Genomic DNA, 13,967 nt, shown 5'->3' with positions numbered 1-13,967 from the left:
CATCTGATAGTTAATGATATCCACTAATTATGAGCATATACCATTATTAGTGAAATATCTATGAAAGGAGTACATCTATGGAACAGATGACTATTACAGCTAAAATTCAAATAATCGCAGCTGAAACAGATAAGGTTTTGCTTGATGAGACTATGTCTGTTTATCGTAATGCCTGTAATTATGTTTCAGACTATGTATTCCGCACTCATGACTTAAAGCAGTTTTCACTTAATAAAGCTTTGTATTCTACTTTACGAGAAAAGTTTAACCTTAAATCGCAGATGGCTCAGTCTGTTTTGAGGACTGTTATCGCCAGATATAAGACCATTCTTGAAAATCAGAATGAGTGGATTAAACCATCGTTCAAAAAGCCTCAGTACGACCTGGTTTGGAACAGAGATTATTCCTTAACGCAAAACCGTTTCTCAATCAATACACTTAATGGTCGTGTAAAGTTATCTTATTTTTCAGATGGAATGTCTAAGTATTTTGATCATACGATTTATAAGTTTGGTACTGCCAGACTTGTAAATAAACATGGTAAATACTATCTGCATATACCAGTTACCTATGAGATTGAAGAAAGTAATATTTCTGACATCTGTAACGTTGTAGGTATTGACAGAGGTATTAACTTTGTTGTTGCAACTTATGACAGCAAACATAAGTCTGGATTTGTTAGTGGTAAAGCTATTAAACAGAAACGTGCTAACTATTCCAAGCTTCGTAAGGAACTCCAAATGCGACATACGCCATCCTCAAGACGAAGACTGAAAGCTATCGGTCAGCGAGAAAACCGTTGGATGCAGGATATTAACCATCAGGTATCGAAGGCACTCGTTGAAAACAACCCAAAGCACACTCTCTTTGTATTGGAAGATTTGTCAGGCATTCGTAATGCTACAGAACGTGTTAAAACAAAAGATCGTTATGTTTCTGTATCATGGTCTTTCTATGACCTTGAGCAGAAACTAATCTACAAAGCAAAACAGAATCAGTCTTCTGTTATTAAGGTAGACCCTCGCTATACAAGCCAGTGCTGCCCTTGCTGTGGACATGTTGAAAAGTCTAACCGCAATAAGAAGATACATCTGTTTACTTGCAAAAAATGTGGCTATAAATCTAATGATGACCGCATTGGAGCTATGAATCTGTATCGTATGGGAATAAACTATCTTGCAGATAGCCAAGTACCTAATACAGTTGTAACAGAGTAAACTCTGCTACAAAGGGTGCTGTCAACCACCCTATGATGTAACGCCACTTTAGATAGCAATATCTATTGGGGTTAAAGGTCGGAGGTGTAAACCGTTAGTACGACTGGGCAGTTACAAGCCCATGACCTTTAGGTCGTGGGTAGTTGACCTACAATGCATATGTCTAAATCACGAATTTACAATCAATTAACTTCAAGCTACGGAGAAGGTTTTACTGCAGAGGAAGCGCAATATGCGATAGACAACCTACCTCAGTAATCGCAAAGTTGTATTTTTGAAAGAGTTGGAAAGAAGCACAAATAAATGCTTCTTTTTTTGAAAATACACAGTTATTCCATAAGTAATTAGTATAATGCTTGCAGGTGATAAAGCATGAAGATACTTTGGTTAATTGCACTCTTGTTGACAAGTGGATGTTCAACACGTGCCAATTCAAATTATATAGGCCAAGAAGTAAGGACGTTCTATTCAGGATTATTAAATGGTGAAGATATCTCTGTTACATGTAGGGATAGAGACTATAAGACTACTTTCTTTAAAGAGATGAATAAGAATCTTCATAAGAAGGAATATAAAGAGATTGACTCTTATGTCTTTAATAAACATTTAGATGTTTCTTATACGATTAAGAAGAATAATAGACTCATGCGTTGTTATCATGGTAGTTCTAAAGTATATGAGAAGCAGTATATGAATTACTTTTTTACTATTTCGGTTTTGGAGAGTGATTTGAGTAGTCCTCAGGTAGAGACATCTTCTTTTAGTTTTACAGATAAACGTAAAGTGTCTTTAAATATTCAAGTGACTAAGGATAATCACTATTACAATGCTATAATAACTGATAAAAAGACTGCAAGAACTTATAAAGAATTTAAATATCGTTTTGATAATGAAGTCTAGAGGAAAATCTAGACTTTTTGTGTATAATAGATATATAAGGCGAAAGGAGATTGGAATGAATAGCGCTAAATTTTATAAAGTATCTTATGAACAGTTTCAAATGGGAATGGAAAAGGAAGATGTAAAGGACATCTATGATGCGATTAAGCTTCCACGTCGTGCAACTAAAGGGTCTGCAGGATATGATTTTTATACACCTATTGATATACATCTAGAACCTGGAGAAACAGTCAAGATTCCTACAGGAATCCGCTGTGAAATGAATGAAAGATGGGTATTGATGATTTATCCAAGAAGTGGTTTAGGGTTTAAATATCGTCTACAGTTGAATAATACTGTAGGTGTTATTGATAGTGATTATTTCTATTCAGATAATGAAGGTCATATTTTTATTAAGATGACGAATGATTCAAATGAAGGAAAAGTAGTTGATGTTCAGGCAGGACAAGGTATTGCTCAGGGAATCTTCATGACATATGGTATTACTGAAGATGATGATGCGACTGAAACACGTAATGGTGGATTTGGTTCAACGACTAAATAATCTATGAAATATCAACTTCTTCTTGTAGTTATGTTACTTCTTTCAGGATGTAGTGCACCTCCTAAAGAAGTAAAGAAAAAAGAAACTTCGAGTGTTTCTTTTGTTGCAGTAGGAGATAATCTCTATCATCAATGTATGCTCGATGAAGCCAAGACTTCTAGTGGTTATGACTTTACAGGCTATTATAAGAATATTAAGAAGTATATCCAGGCAGATTATAGTTTTGTGAATCAGGAAACGATATTGGGTGGAGGTGCACCTTCTGGTTATCCCCTCTTTAATGCGCCTGATAGTGTTGCTGGTGATTTACAGAAGGTAGTATTTAATGTAGTGAATGGAGCTACTAATCATGTTTATGATCAAGGGACATCAGGTATATTACATTCTATCCAGGTATTTAATAAGTATCCTCGTATGACTTATTTAGGGCTTTATAAGAATGAAGAAGAAAAACAGAATATTAAGATAGTAGAAAAGAATGGCATTAAGATTGCATTTGTATCTTTTAATCAATATGTGAATGGTGTGACTTATCAGGAAAAGTTACCTTATATGATTAATTTTCATGAATCCACTATGATGGAGAATATGAAGAAAGCAAGAGAGAATGCTGATATTGTGATTGTGTCATGTCATTGAGGTATTGAGTATGATTATTATCCTAATACATTCCAAAAGAATATGGCTAAGCAGCTTGCTGATGCAGGTGCAGATGTGATTATTGGAACACATCCACATACATTACAGGATGTAGAATATATTCAAAGAGCGGATGGTAAGCGTACATTAGTTGCTTATAGTTTAGGTAATTTTGTGAGTGGCATGTTAGAAGAATCATGTCAACTAGAAGGTATGCTTTCTTTTGATATAGAAAAAAAGAAGATTAAGAATGTGGTATTCACACCACTTGTGAATTACTATACTTTAACGGGTAAAAGAGAAAGACATGATTTTTCTGTTTATCGTTTAAAGGATTATACAAACAAGTTAGTGGAGAAACATGGTTTTCCTAATCTGACTATTCCTTATATGAAAGAAGAAGTAAAACAGAAAGTAAAGAATATCAAAATTGATATGTAGGGCAGTCTTTGACTGCCTTTTGAGGTTATATTATGAAGGATTATAGACGTTATCACTATGATGAGAATAAACTCATTGATTATGGATTTAAAAAACAGGGTTATAATTATATATATAAGAAAGACTTACTCGATGGTGATTTCAGGATTGAAGTAATAATAAATGATATATTAGAGGCTAAGGTTTATGATTCTGATACAGATGAAGAATATACAAATATTCATCTGGTAGGTAAGCAGGGGAAGTTTGTACAAAAAGTGAGACAAGCTTATGAAGAATGTATTGAGGATATTTTAACTCATTGTTTTGTATATGATTATTTTATTTTTCCTCAATCTAAACGTCTTGTGCATCTCATTGAAGAAAAGTATCATGTTCTTCCAGATCATCCTTTCAAGGATGGTGATTCATTTGTGTTTAGAAATAATGATAAGTGGTTTGGACTTATTATGCATACAGATTATTCTAAGTTTCTAGATAAACAAGGAGAAGTAGAATGTCTGAATATTAAGGTTCCTATAGATACAGTTGACCATCCTTCTATCTATCCTGCTTTTCATATGAATAAGAAACATTGGATGAGTATACTATTAGATGAAACATTGAGTGATGAAGATATCATGTCTCTTATTGATCAAAGCTATCAGACTACTGTGGTATGTGAAGATTGGGTTATTCCCGCTTCTCCTAAGCGTTTTGATTTGATTCAGGCATTTAGTCAAAGTGATACTATAAGATGGCATCAAAAGGGAAATATTCATCAAGATGCTATTGTGTATATCTATTATGGGGCACCTTATTCAGCGATTATGTATAAGTGTCAGGTCATCGAGAGTGATGAAACAAGTATGCTTCTTAAACGTCTAAAGACATATGATCCTTCTCTTTATCCATTAAAAGTACTTAAGAAATATCGATTAAGAGCTATAAGAAGTGCTAGGCATATTCCTAAAGAATTAAAGGAGTATATAGGAAATACCGATAAATAAGTGAATTGTCTAGTAAATGTGATATAATAAGCACAGGCGAAGGAGGCTTTGGGAATGAAGGTAGAATATTATAAAGAATACAGTCCATGTCTTAAAAGAGATATGGAGTTTAAGGTGTATGGACATGCAGGAACACCGATACTAGTATTTCCAACACAGAATGGTAGATTTTATGATTTTGAAAACAATGGTATGGTCGCAACAGTAGAAGGCCTCATTGATAATGGGAATATACAATTATTCTGTTGTGATAGTATTGATTTAGAAACATGGAGTGAAGAAGGTGGTCATGATGTTGACTATCGTTCTTACATGCTTGAACAGTATTATCATTATATTGTCGATGAATTAGTACCAAGAATTATTGATATTAATGCGATGTGCGGTACACATGCAAATGGTATTTATACTACAGGATGTTCATTAGGTGCAACGCATGCAGCAAATTTCTTATTTAGAAGACCGGATATCTTTAGTGGATGTATCGCATTAAGTGGTTATTATGATAGTGATCTATTCTTCCATGATTACGTAGATGATAATATTTATCGTAATAGTCCTATCAAGTATATTGAAGGTATGAGTTATGATCATCCATATGTAGAAATGTATAGAAAACGTCGTATTGTATTATGTTGTGGTCAGGGTGCTTGGGAAGATGAAATGGTTCGTTCTACTAGTAGAATGAAGGAATTATTAGAATATAAAGATATTCCAGCATGGATTGATTTCTGGGGATACGATGTAAACCATGATTGGGATTGGTGGAGAGTACAGTTCCCATATTTCGTAAAGAGAGTTATCTAGGAGGAGAAGAATAGATGAATGTCGTATTTATATCACCACATTTTCCAGAATATTATCATAATTTCTGTTCACGTTTAAAAGATCGTGGTGTGAATGTATTAGGTGTTGGAGATTGCCCATATGATATGATCAGTGATGAAACAAAGAATTCATTGACTGAGTATTACTTTGTAGGTTCATTAGAGAACTATGATGAAGTATATCGTGCGTGTGCTTATTTCTCTAGTCAATATGGTAAGATTGACTGGATTGAGTCTGAAAATGAATACTGGCTAGAACTAGAAGCAACATTAAGAAGAGACTTCAATGTGACTACTGGTCCACAGATTCAGGATATGCGCTGGATGAAGTATAAATCAGCTATGAAAGAAGTTTATAAGAGTGCTGGTTTAAAAGTAGCAGATTATATTAAGTTAGATACACTCGATGAAGCTTTAGAGTTTACTAAGAAAAATGGTTATCCTGTGATTGTAAAGCCTGATAATGGTGTAGGGGCAACGCATACTTATAAATTAAAGAATGATGAAGAATTAAAGGATTTCTATAATCATAAACAGGATTATATTGATTATATTCTAGAAGATTTTGTGCCAGGTGATGTTGTAACATTCGAAGGTGTGACTGATAAGGATAAGAATATTTTATTCTCTACAAGTCATTTTATGGATACTTCTATTATGGATACAGTGAATGATGCATCTGATATTTATTTCCATTCTGAACCAGTAGAAGGTAAGCCTATTTATGAAATTGGTGAAAAAGTAGTTAAGGCATTTGATACAAAGAGTCGTTTCTTCCATTTCGAATTCATTAAGTTATCTGAAGATAAATCAGGATTAGGTAGAAAAGGTGATTTAGTTCCTCTAGAAGTGAATATGAGAGCACCAGGTGCTTTTATTCCAGATATGATGAACTATGCTTATGATGTAGATACATATACTATCTGGGCAGATATGATGATCTATAATAAATGTTTCTATGAAATTGAAAGAAAGTATTATGTGGGTTATGTAGGAAGACGCCTTGGTATTGATTATGAATTATCTGATGCCGAAGTGGCAGATAAGTATAGAGAATATATCAAGATTGAAGCAGATATTCCTCAGGTTCTTGCACAGGCTGAAGGTAACCATATCTTTATCTTCCGTGCTAAAACTAAGGCAAAGTTAAATGAAATTACTAAAGCAATTATTGCACATAAGAAGAAAAAGGCTGCACCTAAGAAAGCAGTAAAGAAGACAGTGAAAGCTGTGACTAAAAAGGTAGAAGAAGTTAAGGAACCTGTAAAAACAGTTGTAGAAGAAACTGTTAAGACAGTAGAAGAGAAAAAAGAACCAGTTAAGGAAACAGTGAAAGCTGTGACTAAGAAGGTTGAAGAAACTAAGGAACCAGTTAAAGCAGTTGTGGAAACTAAGAAAGAAGAAGTAAAAGCAGCTGTAGAAGAGAAGAAAGAAGAACTAAAAGAAGTAGTTAAGAAATCTCCTCGTGCTAGAAAAGCTGTTAAGAAACCTAGACATAAAGCAAAAAAGCGTTAATTAAGAAACTGTGATGAAATGATTTCATTTCTGATCAGTTTTTTCTTTATCTAAAAAACAGGCAGAACCAGTTTAAAAACCCCCACCTCAATATAGAATATAGGTGGGGGATGAATGTCGTTAATGCATCTGATAGAGAAATTTGGAGTAAGAAATAGTATAATACATATAGGAAACTTCTTTTCCTAAATCTACAGAAAGGAGGCTAAATATATGTATCTTACAATAAGACAGCAGGTAAAGCATCTGTCCAAGGAAGACTATCGTTCCATCAAGGAATTATGTCATATTGCAAAGAATCTTACTAATCAGGCAATCTATAACATCAGACAGCATTACTTTGCAGAAGGCAAGTATCTCAATTATGAGAAGAACTATACACTTTTGAAGTCGTCTGATAACTATAGAACGCTTAATTCCAATATGGCACAGCAGATACTGAAGGAAGTAGATGGTTCATTTAAATCATTCTTCGGTCTTCTTAAAAAGGCAAAGCAGGGAAAGCATGCACTTAAGGACTGCAGACTGCCACGCTATCTTCCAAAGGATGGATATACTACGCTCGTTATTGGATTTGTAAGACTTAAAGGGAATAAGCTCATACTTCCATATTCAAACAGCTTCAGAAAGACACATAAGGCTGTTGAGATTACTGTTCCACCTATACTGCTTGATAAGAAAGTGAAGGAAATACGTATCATACCAAAGGCAGATGCCAGGTTCTTTGAAATTCAGTACATCTATAATGCTGAATGCATTCAAAGGAATCTCAATACAACAAATGCACTGGCATTAGATCTTGGTATCAATAATCTTGTCACTGGAGTATCAAGTAAAGGTGAAACATTCATCATTGATGGAAGAAGACTGAAGTCCATTAACCAGTGGTTCAACAAGAAAAATGCAAGATTACAGTCTATCAAGGATAAGCAGCATTTTGGAAAGAAGACAACCAACAGACAGAAGGCATTAGCACGCAGACGCAACAATAGAATAAATGACTACATGAACAAGACTGCACGCAGGGTGATTGATTACTGTATCGATCATGATATTGGAACTCTTGTTGTGGGCTATAATGAAACATTTCAGAAGGATTCCAACATAGGCAGAAGAAACAATCAGACTTTCGTCAATATTCCATATGGAAGGCTGAGAGACAAGCTTGAATATCTCTGTGAACTGAATGGCATCATACTTGTCATGCAGGAGGAATCCTACACATCAAAGGCCAGCTTCTGGGATAAGGATGTTATACCAGTCTATAAGAGTGATGATACTGAAGAATACCATTTCAGTGGAAAGAGAATACATCGTGGACAGTACAGAACAGCGAGTGGACAAGTTCTGAATGCAGATGTAAATGGTGCATTAAATATCATGCATAAAAGTAGCGTTGTGGATGTAAACATCCTATACAGTAGAGGCGAAGTGGACACGCCTATAAGAATAAGGATTGCCTAGCAATAGGTGGAGACTTAAATATCAATCTTCTTAAACGGATGCGTAAGCATCCTAGAAGCCTTGACTTCAAATACGGAGTATTAAGTCGAGGTAGTTCACTTATTTTCTGTATATACAATGTGTTGACTGTTAATTGAGTGATGTTTATAATAGTTGAGAAGGAGTTTATGAACTATGAAAAAAACAACACTAACAGTGGCGACAGCACCAAAAACAAGCACTTTTCAGATGCGTATTAATCCAGAAATCAAAGCACAGGTAGAAGGAATCTATGCACAGTGTGGTATGACACTTACTGATGCTATTAATGCATTTATCCAGCAGTCTATTAATGTAGAAGGGATGCCTTTCTTAGTAACATCAAATAGTAAACAGGCATTAAGAGAACAGGCTATCTCTCAGTTAATGATTGAATTAGATAAAGGTGAAAAAGCACCTGCAGATGAAAGCATTTCTGAAGAAGATATATTAAAAGAATTTGGAATTGAACTATGAATCTAAGATATACAAGACAAGCACGTGCTGATTTAAGAAACCCTATGCGTTTGAATCCAAAGATTGTAAAACTATGTGCTGTATTAAAAACACACCCTGAAATAGGTGGTCAGCTATCTAATAGAACTGGATGGACAACAGATCTTTATTATGTCATTGCAGGAAAATATAGTATTTTCTATAAATATGATCATGATACAGTGACAATCATCCGTATTCTAACGAATGAAGAAAAATATATGAATGTCATCTTTGGTGATAAGTAAAAAGGATTGAATAAACTCAATCCTTTTTTAGTGCTTCTTCCATTGTTTCTTCACCAAGAAGATTATCAGATACCTTGATCTTATAGACAGAACTTAAGATACATTTATTATATATGTCTGGTAGTTCTGAGTCTAAATGATTTGTCTTAATGACACGCTCAAATACATCACAATACATATTATAGAATTCAGATAATTCTTTCTGACTCTGCTGTAATTGAATAAGTTTAGAAATCTCATCTAATGAAAAGACAGATTTTAATAAACAGATTAATGTGAAATAAACAATCTGTTCTCTTTCATACTTCTTCTTTATAGGTGCTTTCACAAGCTTATGTTTAACATAGTTATTAATCATTGTTTTTGTGATAATAGCGTCATTATCATTTTTTAAGAAAGACAAACTCTTTTCTATAATAGATACAACTTGATCTATATAGAGTGGAAAATCTGGTATCTCTTCCCATCTAGAAATATGTATATTATCGTAATTCATTTTCATCACCTACTTAAAAACTATCATTTATTGTATTCATTGTCAAATCATCTAGACCATAAAACAAACTGTATATATTTTTTCTTATCTGTTATAATTTGGTGGGTGATGAAAATGAAAAACAAGTTTAGTTTAAGATCAATTATAGTCATTATTGTGTTAGTTATTGTTGTATTTATGGGTGGTATGTACTTTGGAGGACATAGTACACCAGCTAAAGAAGAAATTACCTCAACAGCTTTAACACAGAAAATAAGAGATATTAATGAATTAGCTGTTTCAGAATATGATTATACAAAAGTAGGGAAGTTTTCTAATTCATTAAAGTTTAATGGCTGGACTGTTCCTTTAACACAGAAGTCTTTCTTAATCACTTATGAAGGTAAGCTAAAAGCAGGTGTGGATCTCTCTGATGTACAGATAGAAAAAACAGATAATAAGATTATTGTGAAAACATCTGCGGTAAAGATCTTATCTAATGAAATCGATGAGAATTCTATTGAGGTTTATGATGAAACAAAGAATATCTTTAATCAGATTTCTATTACAGACTACAAGACTTTCGCAAAGGAACAGAAGGAGAAAGTAGAAAAAGAAGCAATTAAGAATAAGTTCATAGAAAAGACTAAAACAAAAGTGAAGAAAAACATTAAAGATCTTATTTATATGACTGTAGATCAAGACAAGTATGAAGTAGAGGTAGAAGTAAGTGAATAAGTTAGAAGTATGCTGTGGCAGCTATGAGGATGCAATGAATGCATATCATGGCGGGGCAAAAAGAATTGAATTAAATAGTGCATTGGCATTAGGTGGATTAACACCTACAATTGCATCACTAGAACTTGTGAAGAATAATACAGATTTAGAAGTTATATGTATGGTGAGACCTAGAGGTGCAGGATTTGTATATAATGAATTACAATCTGAACAGATGATTATCGAAGCAGAAGAACTATTAGAACACGGGGCTGATGGTATTGCGTTTGGGTTCTTAGACTCTGATGGTAAAATCAATAGTGCACGTACAAGTGAAATGGTCTCTATTATTCATAGTTATGGGAAGACCGCAGTATTCCATAGAGCCTTTGATGTATGTGATGATCCAGATGCAACGATTCATAGATTAATTGAATTAGGTGTGGATAGAGTACTTACAAGTGGCATGAAGTCTACTGTGAGTGAAGGAGTTCAGCTTATTAAGGAACTGCAGGAGAAGTATGGCAATCAAATAGAAATATTGGCAGGTTCTGGAATTAATGAAACAAATGTCGTAGACATTATTCACTATACAGGTATTCATCAGGTTCATTCTTCATGTAAGAATTGGAGAGCAGATCCTACTACAGCTAATGATCATGTATCATTTAGCTATAATGGTATTAATTATGATTATGTAGATAAAGAGAAAGTGAAGAGAATGGTTTCACTTGTAGAGGAGGACTAATTATGCAGCAGTATTGTGAAATTGCGACACCTAAGGGTGTTATGAGAGGATTCTTTCATGTGCCTCATAGAAAAGAATTCCCTGTATTATTAATATTCCATGGTTTTACAGGACAATGTACAGGAACTAAGTTCTCTTATGTTTCTTTATCACGTTTATTAGAAGCACAGGGTGTTGGCACTTTAAGAATGGATTTTCTAGGCAGTGGTGAATCGGATCTTACTTTTAAAGAAATGACATTTGATGATGAATTATCATGTGCACGTATTCTATTAGAAGAATTAAAGAAGATGCCTCAAGTCACTGATATCTATGTCTTAGGACATTCTATGGGTGGTGCGATTGCGAGTGAACTTGCGAAAATTTATCCTGAAGATATTAAGAAGCTAGTCCTATGGGCTCCTGCTTTCTGTTTGCCAGATGCTTTAGATTATCTTACAGGTTCAGTAAAAGAAGCACCTGTTTATGATCATAATGGATTTGAAATCAGCGATGCTTTTGTAAAGGATATGATTCAAAGAGATTTCTATAAGAACTTAGATACATATAAGAATGATTTATTAGTCATTCATGGAACTGAAGATAAAACAGTACCTTATGCAATCAGTGAGAAATATACAAAGTTATTTGGTGATCAGATGATCTTCCATCCGGTTGTTGGTGCATCTCATAATTATGATAATGCGGATCATATTCATGAAGTTCTTTCTACAACTTATAAATTCTTAACAGAACAGGCTATGTAAGCCTGTTCTTTTTTTAAAAAAGAGTTGAGTTATTCAATATTTAATAAATTTTCTCATCTTGAAAACTATTCTTTATTGAAATGAAGACGAACTATGATATAATCTAAAAATTGAAAGAGGTGCGATTATGAATATTAGAAATATAGCAATTATTGCTCACGTTGACCATGGTAAAACAACATTGGTTGACCAGCTTATTAAGAAATCAGGAACACTTGAAGCACACGAAGAACTAGCTGAACGTGCTATGGATAGCAACGCTTTAGAAAGAGAACGTGGTATTACTATTCTAGCAAAGAATACAGCTATTCATTATAAAGACTATAAGATCAACATCATGGATACACCAGGCCATGCTGACTTTGGTGGAGAAGTAGAACGTATCATGCACATGGTGGATGGTGTTTTACTTGTTGTTGATGCTTATGAAGGTACAATGCCTCAGACTCGTTTCGTATTAAAGAAGGCATTAGCTGCTCATGTTAAACCTATCGTTGTTATCAACAAGGTTGACCGTCCAGTTGTAAGAATTCAGGAAGTTATGGATGAAGTTCTTGAATTATTTATGGAATTAGGTGCTGATGATAATCAGCTTGATTTCCCAACTGTTTTCGTTTCAGCATTAAATGGTACAAGCTCATTAGATCCTGATATTAGTACTCAGGTTCCTAATATGGACTGTTTATTCGATATGATTATCAATGAAATTCCTGCACCAGCAGTAGATGTTGAAGGTGGTTTACAGTTACAGCCGGCTTTATTAGACTACAATGATTATGTAGGAAGAATTGGTATTGGTAGAATCCAGAGAGGTTCTATTAAAGTGAATGAAAATGTTGTATGTTTAAGAGCTGATGGTTCTAAGACACAGTTCCGTGTACAGAAGTTATTCAGTTATTTAGGTATGCATAGATTTGAAGTAGAAGAAGCAAGTGCTGGTGATATCGTGGCTGTTGCAGGTTTAGCTGACATTGGTGTTGGTGAAACAATCTGTGAACCAAGCTGTGAAGAAGCATTACCATTACTTCATGTAGATGAACCAACAATCCAGATGATTTTTGGTACAAACACATCACCTTTCGCTGGTCAAGATGGTAAGTTTGTGACTGCATCTAAGATTGAAGAACGTTTATTCAAAGAAACAAACAAGGATGTATCTTTAAAAGTAGAACGTATTCAGAATAAAGAAGAATGGATGGTAAGTGGTCGTGGTGAATTACACTTATCTATCTTAATTGAAACAATGAGAAGAGAAGGATATGAATTACAGGTATCTAGACCTCATGTTATCTTAAAGGAAATCGATGGTGTGACATGTGAACCATATGAAGATGTAGAAATCGAAGCACCAGATGATTGTATTGGTTCAGTTATTGAATCATTAGGTTTAAGAAGAGGTATCATGGAAAACATGGATTCAATGGATGGTATGACTAAGGTTCATTACATCGTACCTTCTAGAGGTTTAATTGGTTTCATGACTAACTTCTTAACAATGACTAAGGGTTATGGTATTATTAACCACTCATTCTTAGAATATCGCCCATTAGAAGGTGAAGCAGTAGGTGAAAGACAGTTAGGTGTTCTTATTTCTATTGAAACAGGACAGACTACTGCTTATGCACTTGGTGGTGTAGAAAGCCGTGGTGTAATGTTTGTTGGTCCTGGTGTAGATGTATACGAAGGTATGATTGTTGGGGAACATGCAAAGGACAATGATTTAGTAGTAAACGTTACTAAGGGTAAACAGCAGACAAATACACGTTCATCTACAAAAGATACAACAGTTGTATTAAAGAGACCTAGACACTTCAATCTAGAAGCTTGTCTTGACTATATTAATGAAGATGAATTAGTAGAAGTCACTCCAAATAACATCCGTTTAAGAAAGAAATATCTTTCTGAACTTGATCGTAAGAGAGCTTATAGAGCTAAAAATTCAGCATCAGAATAAGGGGAGTAATGAGAATTACTCTCTCTTTTT

The 13,967-nt window shown here is 34.2% G+C and carries 15 protein-coding genes and 1 pseudogene; 15 read left to right on the top strand and 1 reads right to left on the bottom strand.

Annotation, left to right across the window (positions count from 1 at the left end; genetic code table 11):
• The first annotated feature begins 77 nt into the window (after window positions 1-77).
• The 11 genes and pseudogenes from NQ499_RS12760 (at window position 78) to NQ499_RS12710 (ending at window position 9,297) form a co-directional block, all read left to right on the top strand.
• A complete protein-coding gene (locus NQ499_RS12760) occupies window positions 78-1,217 on the top strand; it encodes a transposase (protein WP_259848535.1) in 1,140 nt (379 codons plus the stop codon).
• Window positions 1,218-1,370: 153 nt separating this feature from the next.
• Window positions 1,371-1,475, top strand: a complete 105-nt coding sequence (locus tag NQ499_RS12755; protein ID WP_326924428.1) for an Ltp family lipoprotein — start codon at window positions 1,371-1,373, stop codon at window positions 1,473-1,475.
• Window positions 1,476-1,589: 114 nt separating this feature from the next.
• Entirely contained in the window at window positions 1,590-2,117 is a 528-nt protein-coding gene (locus NQ499_RS12750; protein WP_006506289.1) for a hypothetical protein, read from the top strand.
• A 55-nt stretch (window positions 2,118-2,172) separates the two neighbouring features.
• Window positions 2,173-2,661, top strand: a complete 489-nt coding sequence (locus tag NQ499_RS12745) for a dUTP diphosphatase (protein ID WP_040390041.1) — start codon at window positions 2,173-2,175, stop codon at window positions 2,659-2,661.
• A 3-nt stretch (window positions 2,662-2,664) separates the two neighbouring features.
• A pseudogene (locus NQ499_RS12740) lies at window positions 2,665-3,741 on the top strand (CapA family protein).
• 32 nt (window positions 3,742-3,773) lie between these two features.
• A complete protein-coding gene (locus tag NQ499_RS12735) occupies window positions 3,774-4,730 on the top strand; it encodes an MmcQ/YjbR family DNA-binding protein (protein WP_006506285.1) in 957 nt (318 codons plus the stop codon).
• A 54-nt stretch (window positions 4,731-4,784) separates the two neighbouring features.
• Window positions 4,785-5,537, top strand: a complete 753-nt coding sequence (locus NQ499_RS12730; RefSeq protein WP_006506284.1) for an esterase family protein — start codon at window positions 4,785-4,787, stop codon at window positions 5,535-5,537.
• Between the two features lie 14 nt (window positions 5,538-5,551).
• A complete protein-coding gene (locus NQ499_RS12725) occupies window positions 5,552-7,072 on the top strand; it encodes an ATP-grasp domain-containing protein (protein ID WP_006506283.1) in 1,521 nt (506 codons plus the stop codon).
• Between the two features lie 213 nt (window positions 7,073-7,285).
• Entirely contained in the window at window positions 7,286-8,536 is a 1,251-nt protein-coding gene (locus NQ499_RS12720) for an RNA-guided endonuclease InsQ/TnpB family protein (protein ID WP_259848534.1), read from the top strand.
• Window positions 8,537-8,710: 174 nt separating this feature from the next.
• Complete coding sequence (locus NQ499_RS12715) at window positions 8,711-9,031, top strand: type II toxin-antitoxin system RelB/DinJ family antitoxin (protein ID WP_006505232.1); 321 nt, start codon at window positions 8,711-8,713, stop codon at window positions 9,029-9,031.
• Window positions 9,028-9,297: a type II toxin-antitoxin system RelE/ParE family toxin gene (locus NQ499_RS12710; RefSeq protein WP_006505231.1), complete on the top strand. Its 270-nt coding sequence runs from the start codon at window positions 9,028-9,030 to the stop codon at window positions 9,295-9,297. The genes NQ499_RS12715 and NQ499_RS12710 overlap by 4 nt, the downstream gene beginning before the upstream one ends.
• Before the next feature lie 16 nt (window positions 9,298-9,313).
• Here NQ499_RS12710 and NQ499_RS12705 read toward each other — a convergent pair whose 3' ends face one another.
• Window positions 9,314-9,793: a DUF1836 domain-containing protein gene (locus NQ499_RS12705; RefSeq protein ID WP_155812607.1), complete on the bottom strand. Its 480-nt coding sequence runs from the start codon at window positions 9,791-9,793 to the stop codon at window positions 9,314-9,316.
• 114 nt (window positions 9,794-9,907) lie between these two features.
• Between NQ499_RS12705 and NQ499_RS12700 the strand changes: the two genes are divergently transcribed.
• From NQ499_RS12700 to typA, 4 genes are all read left to right on the top strand, one after another.
• Window positions 9,908-10,510, top strand: a complete 603-nt coding sequence (locus NQ499_RS12700) for a DUF4230 domain-containing protein (protein ID WP_238319827.1) — start codon at window positions 9,908-9,910, stop codon at window positions 10,508-10,510.
• Window positions 10,503-11,237, top strand: coding sequence for a copper homeostasis protein CutC (locus NQ499_RS12695; protein ID WP_006505228.1), 735 nt, complete (start codon window positions 10,503-10,505; stop codon window positions 11,235-11,237). Before NQ499_RS12700 ends, NQ499_RS12695 begins: the two co-directional genes overlap by 8 nt.
• A 2-nt stretch (window positions 11,238-11,239) precedes the next feature.
• Window positions 11,240-11,983 (top strand): alpha/beta hydrolase, encoded by a 744-nt coding sequence (locus NQ499_RS12690; RefSeq protein WP_006505227.1) that lies wholly within the window; start codon window positions 11,240-11,242, stop codon window positions 11,981-11,983.
• Between the two features lie 127 nt (window positions 11,984-12,110).
• Window positions 12,111-13,937 carry a translational GTPase TypA gene (gene typA / locus NQ499_RS12685; protein ID WP_006505226.1) on the top strand — a complete coding sequence of 609 codons (1,827 nt, stop codon included), beginning with the start codon at window positions 12,111-12,113 and terminating at the stop codon, window positions 13,935-13,937.
• The last annotated feature ends 30 nt before the right edge of the window (window positions 13,938-13,967 follow it).

This window comes from Catenibacterium mitsuokai (genome assembly GCF_025148785.1).
GTDB lineage: Bacteria > Bacillota_I > Bacilli_A > Erysipelotrichales > Coprobacillaceae > Catenibacterium > Catenibacterium mitsuoka.
Note: the sequence above shows the minus strand (reverse complement) of the source record. Positions and strands in the feature narration are given on the sequence as shown.

Excerpts from the sequence above, each read along its gene's own strand:
- NQ499_RS12760 (WP_259848535.1), top strand. The coding sequence starts at position 78 with ATGGAACAGATGACTATTACAGCTAAAATTCAAATAATCGCAGCTGAA.
- NQ499_RS12755 (WP_326924428.1), top strand. The coding sequence starts at position 1,371 with ATGCATATGTCTAAATCACGAATTTACAATCAATTAACTTCAAGCTAC.
- NQ499_RS12750 (WP_006506289.1), top strand. The coding sequence starts at position 1,590 with ATGAAGATACTTTGGTTAATTGCACTCTTGTTGACAAGTGGATGTTCA.
- NQ499_RS12745 (WP_040390041.1), top strand. The coding sequence starts at position 2,173 with ATGAATAGCGCTAAATTTTATAAAGTATCTTATGAACAGTTTCAAATG.
- NQ499_RS12735 (WP_006506285.1), top strand. The coding sequence starts at position 3,774 with ATGAAGGATTATAGACGTTATCACTATGATGAGAATAAACTCATTGAT.
- NQ499_RS12730 (WP_006506284.1), top strand. The coding sequence starts at position 4,785 with ATGAAGGTAGAATATTATAAAGAATACAGTCCATGTCTTAAAAGAGAT.
- NQ499_RS12725 (WP_006506283.1), top strand. The coding sequence starts at position 5,552 with ATGAATGTCGTATTTATATCACCACATTTTCCAGAATATTATCATAAT.
- NQ499_RS12720 (WP_259848534.1), top strand. The coding sequence starts at position 7,286 with ATGTATCTTACAATAAGACAGCAGGTAAAGCATCTGTCCAAGGAAGAC.
- NQ499_RS12715 (WP_006505232.1), top strand. The coding sequence starts at position 8,711 with ATGAAAAAAACAACACTAACAGTGGCGACAGCACCAAAAACAAGCACT.
- NQ499_RS12710 (WP_006505231.1), top strand. The coding sequence starts at position 9,028 with ATGAATCTAAGATATACAAGACAAGCACGTGCTGATTTAAGAAACCCT.
- NQ499_RS12705 (WP_155812607.1), bottom strand. The coding sequence starts at position 9,793 with ATGAATTACGATAATATACATATTTCTAGATGGGAAGAGATACCAGAT.
- NQ499_RS12700 (WP_238319827.1), top strand. The coding sequence starts at position 9,908 with ATGAAAAACAAGTTTAGTTTAAGATCAATTATAGTCATTATTGTGTTA.
- NQ499_RS12690 (WP_006505227.1), top strand. The coding sequence starts at position 11,240 with ATGCAGCAGTATTGTGAAATTGCGACACCTAAGGGTGTTATGAGAGGA.
- typA (WP_006505226.1), top strand. The coding sequence starts at position 12,111 with ATGAATATTAGAAATATAGCAATTATTGCTCACGTTGACCATGGTAAA.